This is a genomic window from Nocardia sp. alder85J (genome assembly GCF_020176955.2).
Lineage (GTDB): Bacteria > Actinomycetota > Actinomycetes > Mycobacteriales > Mycobacteriaceae > Nocardia.
Genome location: NZ_JAIUCZ020000005.1, coordinates 235372 through 252851, shown reverse-complemented (window position 1 = coordinate 252851; position 17480 = coordinate 235372). Strand labels below are relative to the sequence as shown.

Annotated in this window: 18 protein-coding genes; 13 read left to right on the top strand and 5 right to left on the bottom strand. The window is 68.5% G+C overall.

Features of this window, described 5'->3' with window-relative positions; genetic code table 11:
• Positions 1-175 precede the first annotated feature (175 nt).
• The 5 genes from LBW94_RS20940 (at position 176) to LBW94_RS20920 (ending at position 6120) form a co-directional block, all read left to right on the top strand.
• Entirely contained in the window at positions 176-625 is a 450-nt protein-coding gene (locus LBW94_RS20940) for a hypothetical protein (RefSeq protein ID WP_225052559.1), read from the top strand.
• 216 nt (positions 626-841) lie between these two features.
• Positions 842-1516, top strand: coding sequence for a hypothetical protein (locus LBW94_RS20935; RefSeq protein ID WP_225052557.1), 675 nt, complete (start codon positions 842-844; stop codon positions 1514-1516).
• Positions 1449-2609 (top strand): XRE family transcriptional regulator, encoded by a 1161-nt coding sequence (locus tag LBW94_RS20930; protein WP_266271708.1) that lies wholly within the window; start codon positions 1449-1451, stop codon positions 2607-2609. Before LBW94_RS20935 ends, LBW94_RS20930 begins: the two co-directional genes overlap by 68 nt.
• Positions 2610-3748: 1139 nt before the next feature.
• Entirely contained in the window at positions 3749-5299 is a 1551-nt protein-coding gene (istA, locus tag LBW94_RS20925; RefSeq protein ID WP_225062762.1) for an IS21 family transposase, read from the top strand.
• The gene (locus LBW94_RS20920; RefSeq protein WP_225062761.1) at positions 5296-6120 is read left to right on the top strand and encodes an ATP-binding protein; all 825 of its coding nucleotides are present in this window, start codon (positions 5296-5298) and stop codon (positions 6118-6120) included. Before istA ends, LBW94_RS20920 begins: the two co-directional genes overlap by 4 nt.
• A 357-nt stretch (positions 6121-6477) precedes the next feature.
• On the opposite strand, the gene LBW94_RS20915 is transcribed toward LBW94_RS20920, so the two are convergent.
• The 3 genes from LBW94_RS20915 to ppgK form a co-directional block, all read right to left on the bottom strand.
• A complete protein-coding gene (locus LBW94_RS20915) occupies positions 6478-7383 on the bottom strand; it encodes a tyrosine-type recombinase/integrase (protein ID WP_266271706.1) in 906 nt (301 codons plus the stop codon).
• A 91-nt stretch (positions 7384-7474) separates the two neighbouring features.
• Positions 7475-8878, bottom strand: coding sequence for an RNA polymerase sigma factor (locus LBW94_RS20910; protein WP_225061290.1), 1404 nt, complete (start codon positions 8876-8878; stop codon positions 7475-7477).
• Positions 8879-9026: 148 nt separating this feature from the next.
• Positions 9027-9785: a polyphosphate--glucose phosphotransferase gene (gene ppgK, locus LBW94_RS20905; RefSeq protein ID WP_225061289.1), complete on the bottom strand. Its 759-nt coding sequence runs from the start codon at positions 9783-9785 to the stop codon at positions 9027-9029.
• Positions 9786-9950: 165 nt separating this feature from the next.
• Between ppgK and LBW94_RS20900 the strand changes: the two genes are divergently transcribed.
• Entirely contained in the window at positions 9951-10898 is a 948-nt protein-coding gene (locus LBW94_RS20900) for an inositol monophosphatase family protein (protein ID WP_416276925.1), read from the top strand.
• Between the two features lie 82 nt (positions 10899-10980).
• On the opposite strand, the gene cei is transcribed toward LBW94_RS20900, so the two are convergent.
• The gene (gene cei, locus LBW94_RS20895) at positions 10981-11658 is read right to left on the bottom strand and encodes an envelope integrity protein Cei (protein WP_225061288.1); all 678 of its coding nucleotides are present in this window, start codon (positions 11656-11658) and stop codon (positions 10981-10983) included.
• Between the two features lie 529 nt (positions 11659-12187).
• On the opposite strand from cei, the gene LBW94_RS20890 reads away from it, so the two are divergent.
• Positions 12188-12490 (top strand): DUF4193 domain-containing protein, encoded by a 303-nt coding sequence (locus tag LBW94_RS20890; protein WP_225061287.1) that lies wholly within the window; start codon positions 12188-12190, stop codon positions 12488-12490.
• A 46-nt stretch (positions 12491-12536) separates the two neighbouring features.
• Here the strand turns inward: LBW94_RS20890 and LBW94_RS20885 are convergent, their stop codons facing one another.
• A complete protein-coding gene (locus tag LBW94_RS20885) occupies positions 12537-13076 on the bottom strand; it encodes a DUF3093 domain-containing protein (protein WP_416276924.1) in 540 nt (179 codons plus the stop codon).
• A 57-nt stretch (positions 13077-13133) separates the two neighbouring features.
• On the opposite strand from LBW94_RS20885, the gene dut reads away from it, so the two are divergent.
• The 6 genes from dut (at position 13134) to shbA (ending at position 17480) form a co-directional block, all read left to right on the top strand.
• Positions 13134-13631: a dUTP diphosphatase gene (gene dut / locus LBW94_RS20880; RefSeq protein WP_225061286.1), complete on the top strand. Its 498-nt coding sequence runs from the start codon at positions 13134-13136 to the stop codon at positions 13629-13631.
• 1 nt (position 13632) lies between these two features.
• Positions 13633-14568 carry a DUF3710 domain-containing protein gene (locus LBW94_RS20875; RefSeq protein ID WP_225061285.1) on the top strand — a complete coding sequence of 312 codons (936 nt, stop codon included), beginning with the start codon at positions 13633-13635 and terminating at the stop codon, positions 14566-14568.
• A gap of 8 nt (positions 14569-14576) precedes the next feature.
• On the top strand, positions 14577-15329 hold the full coding sequence (locus tag LBW94_RS20870; protein WP_416276936.1) for an alpha/beta fold hydrolase: 753 nt from the start codon (positions 14577-14579) through the stop codon (positions 15327-15329).
• A gap of 147 nt (positions 15330-15476) precedes the next feature.
• Positions 15477-15926, top strand: coding sequence for an OB-fold nucleic acid binding domain-containing protein (locus LBW94_RS20865; RefSeq protein ID WP_225061284.1), 450 nt, complete (start codon positions 15477-15479; stop codon positions 15924-15926).
• Positions 15927-16073: 147 nt separating this feature from the next.
• Entirely contained in the window at positions 16074-16730 is a 657-nt protein-coding gene (locus tag LBW94_RS20860; RefSeq protein WP_225061295.1) for a DUF3159 domain-containing protein, read from the top strand.
• Between the two features lie 147 nt (positions 16731-16877).
• Entirely contained in the window at positions 16878-17480 is a 603-nt protein-coding gene (gene shbA, locus LBW94_RS20855; RefSeq protein ID WP_225061283.1) for an RNA polymerase sigma factor ShbA, read from the top strand.

The window sequence follows — 17480 nt, the reverse complement described above, 5'->3', positions numbered from 1 at the left end:
AGGGTGTGCGGCGGTACCTCCCGCGTCCAGGGCACGCAGCGTCGCCGGGCCGGCGATGGCCATCCGGCCACCCTGGACTCGCGAGCCTCTACCGCCACACGACCACAGGCCATACAGGGCAGGCAGCGAGCCTGCCCCCTCACCCCTTCCACCTCGAACCCCTTTGGAGGACGCCATGACCAACACACTGACCGAACTGGACCAGATCAACGCCGAACTGATGGGCGCCGGCGCTCGCAACCCGTTCGGCAAGGACGTGCAGCCCGGCGAGGGAGTGACCGGCGACATCGTGTCGGTCGTCCGCCGGCATCGCCACAACTCCCAGGGACAGCCCCTGTACTGGGTCGACCGGCGCCCGACCGCCGTGAACGGTGGTGACCCGGTGATCGACTCGCAGCTGATTGTGGAGACCGACGCCCGCGACGACGACCAGGACGACGGGCTGCGGGTGGTCACCCTCGATCGTGACGTGCAGCGCGCGATCAGCGCTGGAGTACGCCGCGCCCGCGCCAACGGGGTGGCCATCGGTGGCCGGCTCGAGGGCCTGCTGTACGTCGGCCCGGTCGAGGGCGGCGGCTACGGCCGTGTCTACGACCTGGGTGCCTACATCCCGCCGGCCGCGTAGCCGGACCCAGCACCGAAGCCCCCGGCCCGCCGAAGGCCCGGGGGCTTCGTCGTACCCACAGCCGTTTCGACCGGTCATCGTTTCGCCGAGTGGCGTGTCACATCAAGAACACCAATCCTCATCGAGCATCGAAGCGCGTGTGCTAACCTGCCCGTGACCTGGTCATTGACCGGTTTTGAACAGAAAATTGAGGCGCGTCGGAGGTAGTCAGCACCAATGAGTCAGCCAGCACCGCTTCAGCAGCCGATCGTCATCGAGCCTCTCGACGCTGCCCCCTATCTCGGCCGTATGGGCATCCTGATCCCCGACGTTGTGGCCGCGATCAAGGCGGGTGATACTTGGGCCGGCAGCATGACCAGCCATCATCCTGTCACCGCCGCTGGTCTCATACGGTGGATCTACGTCGTCGGCACAATCCGCGAACGACTGGCCGGAACGCGACTGTGGATCGGGGACGATCCGAAGAACCGCCCCATTTCCGGGCGAACGGATGGTACCTACACGCTGTCCATCGCCGGAGGCAATGAAGTCACCGGCATTGCCGACCATCCCAAAGGCCCGTCAGCGGCGCGCCGCCGAGGAAAGGCTACCGAGGAAGCAGTGAACGGCACCGTGCCGTTGATCACGGTCCACGCCCTTCGTGGTGATATCGATGATCATGACAGTGACCTGCGCGTGCAGCCACCGCACGGACCGTGGTTTCTGCTGTACTACCGCGACACCGACACTGTACGTATGGAAATATCCCTTCCGGTCGGATTCAAAAACGGCCAGTTCACAGGTTGGAAGGTGCGAGTCATCCTCGATGAATGGAGGCCGGACAGTGGCAGCGCGAGGCCGCGCGACATCGGCGGAGAAGACGTCGACTTCCAGGTTGTCCAGGTCGGCTGAGACGTATCTTGATCCGGACAGGATCCGGATCGCGCGGATGCGTCGGGGGATGACGAAAGCCGAGCTGGCGCGGAAGCTGTCGGTGATGCCCCGCACGATCACCCGGTACGAGTCCGGCGAAGCGCCACAGAACAGCGCTGCGGCTCTCGGGGAAGCGTTGGACTTTCCGGCCGAGTACTTCGATCGCGGCGATGCACCGGTGTTCGACTCGAACGAGGTCCGTTTCCGGGCCGCGCGGCGCGCCAGCGCTCGCGAACGTGATGCCGCTGTCGCGGCCGGAGTGTCCGGCGTCGAGATCGACCGCTGGATCTCGAAGCGGTTCATCCTGCCGGAAATGACCTTGCCATCGTTGGCCGGCAACGCGCCGACGACTGCCGCGCAAATTCTGCGCGGTGTCTGGGGGCTGGGGACCAAGCCGCTGCCGAACCTTGTGCAGCTGTGCGAATCTCGCGGTATCCGCGTCTACAGCCTGCCACCGGTCGCCGACGCGGTCGATGCGTACTCGATGTGGCGTGCTGGAACCCCGTACGTGTTCCTGGCACGCTGCAAATCGCCGGAACGAATACGGTTCGACCTCGCTCACGAGATCGGCCACCTTGTTCTGCACGACGGTGAGTCGTGCGAGACGGCTGCCCTCGAGCGAGAAGCCGACTCCTTCGCCTCCGAGTTCCTGATACCGGCTGCAAGCATTGTCGAGTACCTGTCGCCGACCCCGACCGTCCAGAACATCCTGACCGTGCGCAACCAGTTCAAGGTGTCCGCGATGGCGCTGGCCATGGCGGCGCACAAGACCGGCCGGATCAGTGACTGGAACTACCGCCAGATCTGCATCGACTTGTCCACACGAGGATTCCGATCGTCCGAGCCCGGTGGAATGCCGAACTACGAGATGTCCCGGGTGTTCCCGCAAGTACTCAACCGGTCGAACTCGACGGTCAGTGCCCGGGTGATCGCTGGCGACCTGGGCCTTCCGGTCAGCGACGTATACGCGCTGACGTTCGGCGCCGAACTGCGAACCGCTCAAGACACCGAGGTCACCAGCGAGACAGACCACAGCCATTCCCTGAGCCGATATCGGCTACACGTCGTGTAAGGAACTCACCACCGAAGCCCTTGGCCAGATGGCTGAGGGCTTCGCTGTGTCCACAGCCTCCTGGCTGGCGTGGCCACGGTTCCGGTTCATCCCCGACTGTTCCCCGGGCCCTTCCTCCGAAGGCTTTCCGTGCACGGGCGGCGGGTTGCTCAAGGGTGGCCGCAGGCCATCGCCGAAGGCGACGCGACGCAGGAGCGCCCTTGAACAACCCGATGACCGTGCACACACTGTCCGGCCGAGGAAGGGCACGGCACGTGTCACGGCAGCAGCCGATCAGCGGCTCGGGGGTCGATCTGGGGCTGTCGAAGGCGCGAAAACCGCGCACAAAACGCGCGAATAGGTAGCACACTCGTGTGCTACCTATTCGCGCTCTCGACCACCACACCAACCCTCCTCTGATCTGGGCAAAGGGCATGATTTCTGCTCACTCCCCACCCCCACCCCCGTTCGACATCTCATACACACTTCGTGCGCACGAGATGTCGAACGGGGGTGGGGGTGGGGAGCAATCAGAAATCAAAAAGAAGGAGAGGAGAGTTGGTGTGGTGGTCGAGAGAAAAAGAAGTGGTGGCGTTGGGTGGGCCTCGAAAGGTTTGCCAGTGGGTCACTGTGGGAGACGGTGACGGTGGTGCGGTCGTCTGCATCAGCTGGGATTTACGGCACGCGACTGGAAGTGATGGCCGGACAACGTAGCGCGTGTGACGGTGGATCCGTGGGGCGCCGGTTCGTGTGAGGCACAGTTGATGCAGGGCGCTGCCAGGTTGGTGCGGGTTCCGCGAGCTGCGCTCGCGCGGTCGGCGCGCGGGTGCTGTGTCCCTCCGGTATGGCCTGATCTGAGGGCTATCACAGCCGGAACCTGTCCCGCGCGCCTGGCATAGCATCCGGCGGTGGAGCGGGGAGGGCGCGGGCCAGAACCACGGCTGCGATGTGACGCCCTCAGGCCATACCGGAGGGACACAGCACAAGCCAGGCTGTCGGCTGCCAGGTGGAAGGGACCACCTGGGAGCTGGTTTAGCCAGGAGCATGGGACCACCTGTTAGCCAGTGATGGGACCGCCTGACCGGCAGGTTTTGCCAAGTTATGGGACCACTCCGGTGTGGTAGCTGGGGGTTCCGGTCGCTCGGCCGCTGTATTGGCGGATGAGCTACCGGGAGGTGTCGGTGATCGAGATCAGGGAGATGCTGCGGCTGTGGCTGCAGGGCCGCGGGCTACGGGAGGTAGCGCGGCTGTCGGCGGTCGATCGGAAGACCGCGCGGCGATACATCGAGATGGCCCAGTCGTGCGGGATGGACCGTGACGGCGGCGTCGAGCAACTGACCGACGACCTGCTGGCCACGGTGGTCACCGGGGTCCGCCGGGCCCGCCCGAACGGCAGAAGCGATGCCTGGGAGGCCGTTGCCGGCCAGTCCGAGCAGATCAAGGCGTGGATGGAGCAGGGCCTGACCCTGACCAAGATCCACGTCCTGCTGGGCCGGCACGGGGTGGTGGTGTCGTATCGGACGTTACATCGCTACGCCACAACCGAATTGGGGTTCGGGAAGAAACGCGCGACGGTCCGGGTGGCGGACTGCGAGCCCGGGGCCGAGGTTCAGGTCGACTTCGGCCGCCTCGGGCTGCTCACCGACGCCGAAGGCAAGGGCAGGGTGGTGAAGGGCCTGATCTTCACCGCGGTGTATTCGCGGCACGTGTTCGTCTATCCGACGTTCCGGGAGACGTTGAACGATGTGATCGCCGGGTTCGAAGCGGCGTGGGTGTTCTTCGACGGCGTGTTCGCGGTGGTGATCCCGGACAACATGAAAGCGATTGTCGATCAGGCGGATTCGACTGATCCGAAGTTGAACGACTCGTTCCGCGAATATGCCGAGTCCCGCGGTTTCGTCGTGGATCCGGCGCGGGTCCGTTCCCCGCAGGACAAGCCCCGGATCGAACGCTGCGTTCCTTACGTTCGCTCGAATTTCTTTGCCGGAGAACAGTTCCGGGATCTCGCGGACTGCCGGGATCGGGCGCAGCGGTGGTGCCGGGACACGGCGGGAATGCGGATCCACGGCACGACCCGCCTGCGGCCGGGTGAGGTGTTCGCAGCCGACGAGCATCCGTTGCTGAAACCGTTGCCCGACACCGTGTTCGACATCCCGTCTTGGGTGAACCCGAAGGTCGCACCCGACCGGCACGTCCAGGTCGCCAAGGCCCTCTACAGCGTCCCCGGTGATCTGATCGGGCAGCGCTTGACCGCGCGGGTCGATGCGGCGACGGTGAAGCTCTACTTCCGCGGCGCCCTGATCAAGGTCCACGCCCGCGTCGAGGCCGGGCGGCGGCAGACCGATCCGGCGGACCTGCCCAGCGAGTTGACCGCCTACGCGATGCGGGACCTGAACGCGTTGGGCCGCACAGCGTTCGATCACGGCCCGCATGTCGGCGCCTACGCCGCGGCCGTGCTCGAGCATCCGCTGCCCTGGACGAAGATGCGGCAGGTCTACCGGCTGCTCGGCCTGGTCAACCGGCACGGCGAGCACGCGGTCAACGACGCCTGCCGACGCGCGCTGGACGCCGAAGTCGTCGATGTCGGCCTGATCGACCGCATGCTGACCCGTGGCAGCGCCGCGGGCGGGCAGCTGACGTTGCTGCCGCCGCCGGCACCGTCACGGTTCGTTCGCTCGACCACTGATTTCTCGGTCCGGAGGCCCTCATGACCAGCAGCAGCACACGCCGTCCCGCCGCGGCACCGGCGGCCAAGCCGGTCGAGATCACACCCGAGCTGAAGTCGTTGATGCGCCGGCTCAAGCTTGGTCAGCTGCTGGATACGCTGCCGGAGCGGCTGGCGCTGGCGCGGTCGAATCGGTTGCCGCACCACGATTTCCTGGAGATGCTGTTCGCCGACGAGGTCGCCCGCCGGGACCGGGAGTCGCAGCAGCGCCGCGCGAAGACCGCGCACCTGGACCCGCAGATGCAACTGCAGGCTTGGGACGACACGACCGCGGTCAGCTTCGACCGGGAACTCTGGGCGGAGCTGTGTTCGCTGCGGTTCCTCGCCGACGCCTACAACGTCCTGATCATGGGACCGGTCGGAGTCGGAAAGACGTTCCTGGCCAACGCATTAGGCCACGTCGCCGTCCGCCGCAACCACACGGTTCACACCGAGCGCGCCGACAAACTGTTCAAACGGCTGCGCGGTTCACGCTTGGACGGCTCCTACGAGGACGAGATGCGCAAACTCCACCGCGTCGACCTGCTCATCATCGATGACCTGGCCCTGCACCGCCTGGAGGCGCCCGAGACCAACGACTTCTACGAGCTGATCGTCGAACGGCACCGCAAAGCATCGACGGTGATCACCAGCAACCGGGAACCACCGGAAATCCTCACCATGATGGCCGACCCGCTGCTCGCGCAGTCTGCAATGGACCGCTTGCAGTCCGCAGCCTACGAGCTCGTCGTCGAAGGCGAGTCCTACCGGCAGCGGCAGAAGCCCCACCGGGGCCGCGCGGCCGGCCCAGCCGACGGCTCGGATTGACCGGCAGCCCGGTCATCGGTCACCATCACCACACGGCCCGCGACCGGGCACACCCCGGTCCCATGCTCATGGCTAACCAGTGGTCCCTTCACCCTGGCAGGCGACAGCCAGGCATCGCGCTTCCGACCGAAGTACAGCGCGCCCGCTGGGCGCGGAAGAGCATCGCCTCGGCGGCGGGCCAGGCCACCCAGAGGGCCAGGGCGCGGAGGCTGCGGCAAGCTGGTCTACCGCGGCAGCCAGGTGAGGCGGCAGAGATGTAGACGCCAATTCGCGGCAAAAGACTCGCGACTCAGACCAGTCAAATCCGCTGGTGGAGGGCATTTTGTAGCGCACTTTTACTGCGTAGCGCGGAACCGCTCACAGGTCCCCAAGGTTCAGCCCGCGTGCTTCGTCGGCGGCCCGCGCCGCGGCAGTCGATCTGGTGTAGCGGTCGATCATGTCCCGGGTGCTCCAGCCCGCGATGGCCATGAGCCCACCTTCGGTGCCGCCGGCACCGAGCCATCGTGACGCGCCGGTGTGTCGAAGGAGGTGCGGATGGAAGTTCTTTACCTCGGCGAGTCGGGCCCGGTAGCCGAGCGTGTCGTGCAGGGCGTCGTACGTGAAGAACTTTCCTCGCTCACCGAGCCACAGTGCGGGGGAGTCCTCGCGGAGGTGACCGCGGCGGACCCGGAGGTACCGATCGATCGCACGGGCGGTCTGCGGGCTGAACGGGACGATCCGCCCCTTGCCACCTTTGCCGCGCCGGACGACGACCAGCCCACGCTGAACATCGACATCGGCTACCTCGATGGCGACGCACTCGCCGGCACGCATCGCGGTTTCGACCATCAACCGGATGACGGCTTCGTCGCGGCGGTCGCGGAAGTCCTTGCCCTGGCACGCCTTGATCAGTCGCCGGATCTCGTCATCGGTCAGGGACTGGACCACCTTGTCGTCCAGTTTCGGCGGCTTCAGCCCGAGGAGCAGATCCTGGTCGAGTTCATCCTCTTCGACCAGCCACGCCGAGAACCTCCGCAGCGCGAGCTGCCGACTACGCGCGGTGCTCGCTTCCAGGCCGGAATCGAGCACCGCCGCGACGAATGCGTTGACCGCCGCACGATCCAACACTGGTACCTGATCGTTATCCGTGCACCAGCGGAGGAACGCGCGAACGCCGTCCCCGTACGACTTCACGGTCTGCCCTGACTTGCGCTCGGCCCGCAGGGCCAGCTCCCATGACGGCAGCAAAGCTGCCAGGTCGACCGAACGACTACCGCTCCCCATCCCAATATCTTGACTAGGAGCGCTGTGCTTGTCGAGTATTTCTGGATTGAGCCGCAAACTCGCAGGTCAACGGCCCAATCCAGAAGGAACCTCAGTCCAGGTAGTCCCGCAGGACCTGGGAGCGGCTGGGATGGCGGAGTTTGCTCATCGTCTTCGACTCGATCTGGCGGATGCGCTCGCGGGTGACCCCGTACACCTGGCCGATCTCGTCGAGGGTGCGGGGCTGGCCGTCGGTGAGGCCGAAGCGCAGGCGGACCACGCCGGCCTCGCGCTCGGACAGCGTCTCCAGCACCGACTGGAGCTGGTCCTGGAGCAGGGTGAAGCTCACCGCGTCGACGGCGACGACCGCCTCCGAATCCTCGATGAAGTCGCCGAGCTGGGAATCGCCCTCGTCGCCGATGGTCTGGTCCAGCGAGATGGGCTCCCGGGCGTACTGCTGGATCTCCAGCACCTTCTCCGGGGTGATGTCCATTTCCTTGGCCAGCTCCTCCGGAGTGGGCTCGCGGCCCAGGTCCTGGAGCAGCTCGCGCTGGATACGGCCGAGCTTGTTGATGACCTCGACCATGTGCACCGGGATGCGGATGGTGCGGGCCTGGTCGGCCATCGCGCGGGTGATGGCCTGCCGGATCCACCAGGTGGCGTACGTGGAGAACTTGTAGCCCTTGGTGTAGTCGAACTTCTCCACCGCGCGGATCAGGCCCAGGTTGCCCTCCTGGATCAGGTCCAGGAACGCCATGCCGCGGCCGGTGTAGCGCTTGGCCAGCGAGACCACCAGGCGGAGGTTGGCCTCCAGCAGGTGGTTCTTGGCGCGGTTGCCGTCACGCATGATCCACTGCAGGTCGCGGCGCACCGCCACCGCCAGCTTCTCGCCCTTCTCGGTGAGCTCGCGGAACTTCTCCGTGGCGTAGAGGCCGGCCTCGATGCGCTTGGCGAGCTCGACCTCCTCCTCGGCGTTGAGCAGCGCGACCTTGCCGATCTGCTTCAGATAGGCGCGCACCGAGTCGGCGGAGGCGGTGAGCTCGGCGTCCTTGCGGGCCTGCCGCAGCGCCTCGGACTCCTCCTCGTCCCAGACGAAGTCGCCGGAGGCCTTGTCCTTCTCGGTGGGCTCGTCGGCCTCTTCCTCGTCGGCCTCGGCGGCGACGGGGGCGGCCACGCCCGGCTCGCCTTCCTCCTCGCCGACCTCGTCGACGAGCTCGTCCTCGTCGGTCAGGTCGTCGTCGGAGACGTCCAGATCGTCGAGGTCGTCGAGATCCAGCGACTCGTCGTCGGTGAGAGTCTCCTCGACCTCACCGTCGGGGCCGATCTTCTTCGTCGCGGCTTTCTTGGCAGGCGCCTTCTTGGCTGCGGCCTTCTTGGCAGGCGCCTTCTTGGCGACGGCCTTCTTGGCGGGTGCCTTCTTCGCGGCAGCCTTCCGGACCGGCCGTGCTGCGGTGGTGTCTGCGGAGTCGGCGGCCTCGGCCGATTCGGCGGTCTGTCGGGTATTCGTGGCTACCACGTACGCCCTTTCGTGACGGTCTCGTGCGGCGTCACGCCAGAGTGATCATCCGGCGGAGCGGTTCTGTCGGGATAACCCGGCTCGGGCCGGGGTCGTTTCTCCGGCTCACCGCCGGGCATTGTCCATTGTAACGATCGAACCGGGGTGCTCATGGCGCGATACCGGCATCGACTGCCATCGCGGCGCCGACGATGCCCGCGGTATTCCTCAGGTGGGCCGCCACCACGGGAGTCCGGTTGCCGAGCAAGGGGATCCAGTGCTCGGAGTCGCGGCTGATGCCGCCGCCGACCACGAAGACGTTGGGCCAGAACAGATTTTCCAGGGTCACGAGGACCTTGGTGACCTCTGCGGCCCACTCCTTGTACGACAGATTCTTTCGTTCCTTGACCGAGGAGGCGGCCCGGTGCTCGGCCTCCTTGCCGCCGACCTGGATATGTCCCAACTCGGTGTTCGGCACCAGCGTGCCGTGGTAGAGCAGGGCCGAGCCGATGCCGGTGCCGAAGGTGAGCAGCATGACCAGGCCCTCGGTGTTGCGGGCCGCGCCGTAGCGGTCCTCGGCCATCCCGGCGGCGTCGGCGTCGTTGAGGACGACCACCTCGCGCCCGCCCAGCGCCAGCGAGAACAGGCTGCGGGCGTCGGTATCGATCCAGGCCTTGTCGATGTTGGCGGCGGTGCGGGCGATGCCGTTGACGACCACGCTGGGCAGCGTGATGCCGACCGGGCCGTCCCAGTCGGCCTGGGCGACCAGCTTGGCCACCGTCTCGGCGACGGCGTTCGGAGTCGACGGATGCGGGGTGGCGATCTTGACGCGCTCGTGCGCGAGATCGCCGGTGGCAAGATCCACCACCGCGCCCTTGACGCCGCTACCACCGATATCGATTCCGAATGCAAGCCCGCGAGCGGACATCGACAACTCCTCGTTCCCTGTCGTGCCGACGGAAGTGTTTGCTGCGAGTTGTAAGAACCCGTGCGCGCGCACCTTACCCGGTCACCGGACGACGAGCCGGACGAACGAGTCCGGCTGTGTCGTCCCCGACAAGCCTAATGCGCGACCGGGCCGATCTATGTTCCGATGGACGTCGTGCCCGAGACGAACTCCCGCATGACCGTGACCGACCCCGACGACTCCCTCGTGCCCGCCGCCGAGATCACCGAATTGCGGCGGGTCGCCGCCCAGCTGGCCCGCGCGGCGGCCGACCACGTGCGCACCCGGCGGCCTGAGGTGTTCCCGGCCCCCGGGCCCGGCCCGGCGACCTCGGCCGCCGCGCCGCACGGTGTGGTGCGGAGCAAGAGCACCGCGACCGACCCGGTGACGATCGTGGACACCGAATCCGAGGATCTGATCCGCACCCTGCTGAGCCGCTCCCGGCCGGACGACCGCGTGATGGGCGAGGAGGGCGGCGGCAGCGTCGATCCGGACGACGATCCGGCCGCCACGGTGTGGGTGGTCGACCCCATCGACGGCACCGTGAACTTCATGTACGGCATTCCCGCCTACGCCGTGTCGGTGGCCGCCATGCGCGGTGGCCGCTCGCTGGCCGGTGCGGTGGTCGACGTCGTCGGCGAGGTGACCTACAGCGCCGGACTCGGCGCCGGCGCCACCGCGACCACCGCCGGCGCCACCCCCGTTCCGCTGCGCTGCACCGAGGTCCGCTCCCTGGAGATGGCCCTGCTGGCGACGGGCTTCGGCTACGGCGCCGGCCGCCGCGCCACGCAGGGCCGCCTGATCGCCGAGGTGTTGCCACACGTTCGCGACATCCGCCGCATCGGCTCGGCCGCCCTGGACCTCTGCATGGTGGCCGCCGGTCGCGTGGACGCCCACTACGAGCACGGCCTGAACACCTGGGACTGGGCCGCCGGCGGCCTGATCGCCGCCGAGGCCGGCGCCCGCCTGACCCTCCCGCCCGCCGGCACCCTGGCCGGAACCGGCGAACTGGTGGTGGCCGCCGCCCCCGGCATCGCCGACCAGCTCACCGCCCTCTTCGACCGCTGCGGCGCCTCGGCCCCCATCCCGGACTAGCTGTATTCCGGCCTCCGCTGCGCTGCGGCAGCGTGCGCGGCCCGGGAACTGCTCGGCATGGCAGGGGCGTGGCGGCCGGGATTCAGCACTTTGCCTTGCGGGCCGCCTCGAGGAGTTTCGAGTCGATCGACGGGCCGCCGGGGGCCGGATTCTTCAGCGACTTCAGGACCTCCTCGGCGTCGGTGCTGGGGCGCAGGTCGTTGCCGAACAGCGAGCCCAGCGCCAGGTCGACCTCGTCGTCGCCGCGATGGTCCTCGATCAGCTCCGCGCACGGGGCGATCAGTTGCACCGCGGCCGCGGCGGGCCGGCCGTTGACGCCGAAGCGGATCTGGCCGTTGCACTCCAGATCGCCGTTGACGTACACCGGGTCGTTGGCGAACGGGGGCGCGGGCGGGCTCGCGAAGCCGTAGTCGCTGAGCCGGGAGGCGATGTGCTCGGCCACGCCCCGCTGCCCGGAACCGTTGTAGACGCGCACCTTCGACTGGGCCAGCGGCGCCGGCTCGACATCGCGCAGGCGCGACGCTCCCACCCGCTGGCCGAGGCCCTCGGGCTTCGGCGCGTTCGGGTCGGTGGCCGCGGACGGCGTGTTGCAGGCCATCGCGGCCCGGCTGTGCTGTTCCGTCGTCGCCGCCTTGATCCAGACGATCACGCAGATCAGGGCCAGGATCGACACCAGGGCGACCCAGGGCTGATAGCGACGGCGCGGGAACGGCCGGCCCCGTTTGTCGGTGGCACGGCCCTCGGTGATCAGTGAAACCACGAGGACACCTTACGAGTTCGGGGCGACCTTCGCGTACGCCGGCAGTGGTGTGCCGTCACCTTCGCATATCGGACCGGTAACGACGTGGCCCTTGTTCGCTGTCAGCGAACTGCGGCGCGCCGGAGGCCGTGCGGCGCAATCTCGGGCCGGTAACGATTCGCTGGACGTCCGGACACGAAAACGGGGCGCCGGACGGCTCGAACCCCGCCGGGATGACGATTGCCCCTCAGTTTCGGCGCGGATGGGTTTTGATTGCGACTTTTGCCGCCGGGTCCGCTATTGTCTGGCGGCCCGACTCGAATCGAAGGATGTGAATCACGAGGTGAGATTCGGGAACAACCAGGGCATGTCCTGCGTTGACCGAGCGCGATCCGGTACGGATTTCACAGATCCGGCCCGGTCGGCGACGGGTGTGCACGTGATGTACACCACCGGCGGGACGGTACTCGGCCGAGCCGATTCCCCAGTGGGATCGACGGCGGTGAGTCCGGTTCCGGGATATACGGAGTAAGGACGAGGGGAAGACGACATGGCAACCGACTATGACGCACCACGGCGTAGTGAATCCGACGAGGTGTCGGAGGACTCCCTGGAGGAGCTGAAGGCTCGTCGTAACGAGGCTGCGTCCGCCGTCGTGGATATCGACGAATCCGATACCGCGGAGTCGTTCGAGCTTCCCGGCGCGGACCTGTCCGAGGAAGTGCTTTCGGTTCGGGTGATCCCGAAACAAGCTGACGAGTTCACCTGCTCCAGCTGTTTCCTGGTGCACCACCGCAGCCGGCTGGCCACCGAGTCCGGTGGTCAGTTGATCTGCATGGACTGCGCAGCCTGACGGCCCGCACCGCACCTGCACAGGAAAAACAATCTGCCGCGACGGTTCAGCTCGCGCTCGGTACGCCGAGCGCGGCTAGGACCTGCTCGGGCTTGCGCGTGCTGACGAGCCAATACGGCGCCGGGTCGTCGGGATCGTCGAGCACCAGCAACACCAGCGGACCGATCCAGGGCCGATGCTGCACATATGCGGCGGGGTCGAGCTGGCGGCCCAGTGCTGCGCTCTTGGCGCTGGTCGGCACGGCGGCCGCCCGGGCTACATACGTTACCGGCAGATGGGCTTTGTCCGCGCGCAATTCGAGAGTTCCACCGGGTGTTCCGTCCGATTCCGGGACGGCGGCCACCTCGACCCGGTGCCGGCTCATCCAGAGCAATGCCCAGACCGGGATCGGGAACAGCAGCACATAGGGCAGCCAGGCCCGGATTCCCGGCGCTCCCATATGGATCTCGGCCGCCAGCAATCCGGTGATGAACAGGCCCACCGGCCACCACCACAGGGGCACCCACAGTCGCTCGGAGTACACCGGCGCGGGCGGGTGCTGTTGCGAGGGGACGGGATCGGTGACTGCGGGTGGCTGGTCGGACACGACTTCAGCCTAGCGGCTGGCGATCGGCCCTCCGCCGAGCGCGTAGGCTCGCTGGACGTGACCGGTATTCCACCCATCGCCCTGCTGCGGCTCGACCCCGGTATCCCTGTGCCCACACGCGCTCATCCGGGCGACGCCGGGGTGGATCTGTGTACCACCGAGGACGTCGTCCTGGAGCCGGGGGAGCGGGTGCTGGTCGGCACCGGCATCGCCGTCGCGCTCCCGATCGGCACGGTCGGGCTGATCCATCCGCGGTCCGGCTTGGCCGCGAAGGCCGGGCTGTCGATCGTCAACACCCCCGGCACGGTCGACGCGGGCTACCGGGGGGAGATCAAGGTCTGCCTGATCAACCACGATCCCCGCACGCCGATCGAACTGCGCCGCGGTGACCGCATCGCCCAGCTGCTCGTGCAGCGGGTCGAACTGGTCGACTTCGCAGAGGTGGATCGGCTGGACGAGACCGCGCGCGGAGCAGGCGGTTACGGGTCCAGTGGCGGACATGCGAGCCTTGAGACGGAGCCCGGCGGGGTGGGCACGGTCGGCAAGGAGGCCTGAGATGTTCGGACGGAAGAAGAAGCGCGACGAGTCGCCGTACGACGACTACGCGTACGAGGACGGCTACGAGGACCACCGCTACCCCGGCGACGCCTACGACGAGGACGAGTACCGCACGGACGAGTTCCCGGACGACGCGTACCGGGAGGAGCCGGTCTACGCCCAGGCCGCCGCGGCCGAGGACATCGCCCCCGCCGACGAGCCCGCCCCCGAACGGGAGCGCCCGGCCGGTGGGCCGTACAACTTCGAGGAGGTCGAGGGCCTGCTCGACGACTCCGACGATCAGCGCCTGGACCTCGGTTCGGTGATCCTCCCGGTTCCGCCGGGCGGGCAGTTGCAGGTGGAGATGACCCCCGACGGCACCCCGCAGGCGGTGCATCTGGCGACGCAGTACGGCCGGCTCACGGTCGCGGCCTACGCCGCCCCGAAGTCGCCGGGCCAGTGGCGGACGGTGGCCGCCGATCTGGCGGAATCGCTGCGCGCCGACGGCGCCCGGGTGTCGGTGCAGGACGGTCCCTGGGGCCGGGAGTTGCACGCCGTCACCGAGGGTGCGGACCTGCGCTTCATCGGCGTGGACGGCTACCGGTGGATGGTGCGCCTGGTCGCGGCCGGGCCGTCCGGCGCGGTCGACGACGGCCAGCCGCTGGTCGCCGCCGCCCGGGCCATCCTCGGCGAGACCGTCGTCCGCCGCGGTGACGAGCCGCTGCCGGTGCGCGAGCCGCTGCCGGTGGTGCTGCCGCAGGAGCTGGCCCAGCAGTTGCTGGCCGCGCATCAGCAGCAGGTGGTCGCTCAGCAGGAGGCGCTGGCCGCCCAGGCGGCCGCCGCCCAGGCCGGCGCCGGGCAGGCGACCGGCAGCTTCCCGGTGGTGTCCACGGAGCCGGAGCAGCCCCGTCGCGGCAGCGAGGGGTCGGCGATGCAGCAACTCGGCCGCGGCTGAGCGTGGCCGTGAACTCCGGCCGCCGCCCGGCGGTCTCCGCGGTGTGGCCGGATATCCGGCCCGGCGATCCGATCACCGTGGTCGGGCTGCCCGGCACCGGCTCCGATGCGGACTTCGCCCGGCGCGCCTTCGAACCGGCCTGTGCCGCCCGGGCATTGGCCTTCGTCGCGGTCGAGCCCGATCCGCGCGCGGTGGTGGCGAGCTACCGGGCCGCGCTCGACGCCGCGGCCCGGTCCGGTCCGGTGCTGGCCGCGGGCATCTCGCTGGGCGCGGCCGTCGCCGTCGAATGGGCGATCGACAATCCGGATTCCGCCGTCGGCGTGATCGCGGCGCTGCCGGCCTGGACCGGCGCCGACACCGGTGACTGCCCGGCGACGCTGAGCGCGGCCGTCACGGCCGCGGCGCTGCGGGCCGAGGGACTCGATCCGGTGCTGGCCCGGATGCGGGCCGGTAGCCCGCCCTGGCTGGCCGCCGCGCTGACCCGATCCTGGACCGCGTTCTGGCCCGCACTGCCGTCCGCCCTGGAGGAGGTCGCCTCCTACGCCTGGCCCGAACCGGAAACCCTTGCGGCGCTGCCGGTTCCGGCGACCGTCGTGACGGCCGTCGACGATCCGGTACATCCGTACCCGGTCGCCGACCGCTGGGCCGAGCTGATCCCGGACTGCGTCGTGCACCGCATCACCCTCGACGAACTGGGCGCCGACCCGGCTGTTCTCGGAGATCGAGGGTTCGCCCGAGCGGGAGTGGGTATTCGCAGGTAGAACAGGTTGCGCGGCGCAATGAGGCCTCCGCGTGGCCGTGCCGGCGGGCGGCATCTACAGTGGCGGTATGCGGCCACCAGCCGGTCGTGTGGGAAGACCCGACGACGTGCGAACCCACGCCGTCCGCAGTCCAGGAAGTGTTGCGACATGCCGTTCACGGGCGGAAGAAACGCGGGCTCCGACCCCGCGGGACAAGCGCGTTCCGGTGCCGGGCTGAAAGCCGGGCCGGACAGCGGGTATTTCCGTCGGCTGAGCCGGCGGTTGACAGCCGATCTCGGCGATCTCGACGCCGACGAACTGGTCGAACAGGCCGCGCAGGAGACGGGCGCGTGTCGCGCCGCCGAGTGCCGGCGCGGCGAGGAGGTCACCATGGTGGGCCGGCTGCGCAGCGTGCAGGCCTGTCCGCAATCGGTCGCCGCGCCACTGGAGGCCGAATTCTTCGACGGCACCGACGCGATCACCCTGGTGTGGATCGGACGCCGTCGCATCCCCGGAATCGAGCCCGGCCGTCGTATCCTGGTCCGCGGCCGCATCGGTGATCGTGATGGCGCCAAGGTGATGTACAACCCCTACTACGAACTACGCGGGAATTCCTGACGCATGCCGATACCCAGTAACGACGAGTTCGCCGAATATCCCGATCTCGCCGATCCCGACCGTACCGCCGTACTCCCGGTGGTCTCGCCCGGAGGGCCGCGGCCGGACGCGGCGTACGCCGCCGAGGCCGTGTCGGCCGAGCAGCGTATGGCCGAGAAGCGTACGGCCGAGCAGCGCGTGACCGAGGAGCGCGAGGAGGCGGCCGAGCAGTCGCTGCTCGAGCAGCTGGGCGGGCTCAGCGGCCTGGTCTACTCGACGCTGCCGGTGGTGGTCTTCGTGCCCGCCGACACGCTCTGGGGGCTGACGGCGGCGATCTGGTCGGCGCTGGGCGTCGCGGCCGCGATCCTGGTGTGGCGGCTGGTGCGCCGCAGCCCGATCCAGCCGGCCATCTCCGGCTTCCTCGGCGTCGGCATCTGCGCGCTGATCGCGTACCGGACCGGTGCGGCCAAGGGTTTCTTCCTGTTCGGCATCTACGCGAGCCTGGTGTACGCGGCGGCCTTCCTGCTGTCGCTGCTGGTTCGCTGGCCGCTGGCGGGGGTGATCTGGGGGGTGCTCAACGGGCACGGCACCGACTGGCGTTCCGACCGCCGGGTGGTGCGGCTGTACGACCTCGCGACGGTGGTGTGGGTGCTGGTGTTCGGCGCCCGTTACCTGGTCCAGTCGCATTTCTACGAGACGAACAGCACCGGCGTGCTGGCCGTCACCCGGATCGCGATGGGCTGGCCGCTGACGGCGCTGGCCCTGCTGGTCACCGTCTGGGCGGTGCGCCGGGCCGATCACCTGCCCGCGCGTCGCGGCGCCTGAGCTGCCCGTATTTCCTGCCACCCCACCGTGCGGGGTGTGCAGAACCCTTCCAGGTGGGGGTGAACCCACCCCTGGGGTGCCTATTTCGGCGGCCCGGTTCATCGCACGATCGTTGTGTCATCTGAACGATCGGGGAGAGGACCACCAGTGGCTACCGAGACCAAGCCGGGTATTTCACAGAGTCGCGCCGTCGCCGCCGAGCTGGACCGCCTGATCGGACCCGCGGCCGCCGGCGACCAGCGTGCGGTCACCGAGGTCATCCGGATCGTGCACCCGCTGGTGCGGCGCTACTGCGCGGCGCGGCTGGGTTCCGGCGGGAACGCGTATCTGACCGTCGACGATGTGGCGCAGGAGGTGCTGCTGGCGACGGTCCAGGCGCTGCCGCGCTACCGCGACCAGGGCAAGTCGTTCCTCGCCTTCGTGTACGGCATCTCCGCCAACAAGATCGCCGACGCCTTCCGCCGGGCGCACCAGCATTCGGCCTATCCGGTGGCGGAGTTCCCGGACGAGGCGTCCACCGCCGCCGGGCCGGAGGAGATGGCGCTGCACTCCGAGCAGCGCCGGGCGACCAAGCAGCTGATGGAGATCCTGGCACCCGCGCATCGCGAGGTGCTGGTGATGCGGATCGTGCTGGGCTGGAGCGCCGCCGAGACCGCCGAGGCGATCGGCACCAGTGCCGGAGTGGTCCGGGTGATGCAGCACCGGGCGCTGAACAAGCTGCGCGCCGAGCTGGCCCGCACCGCCGCCTGA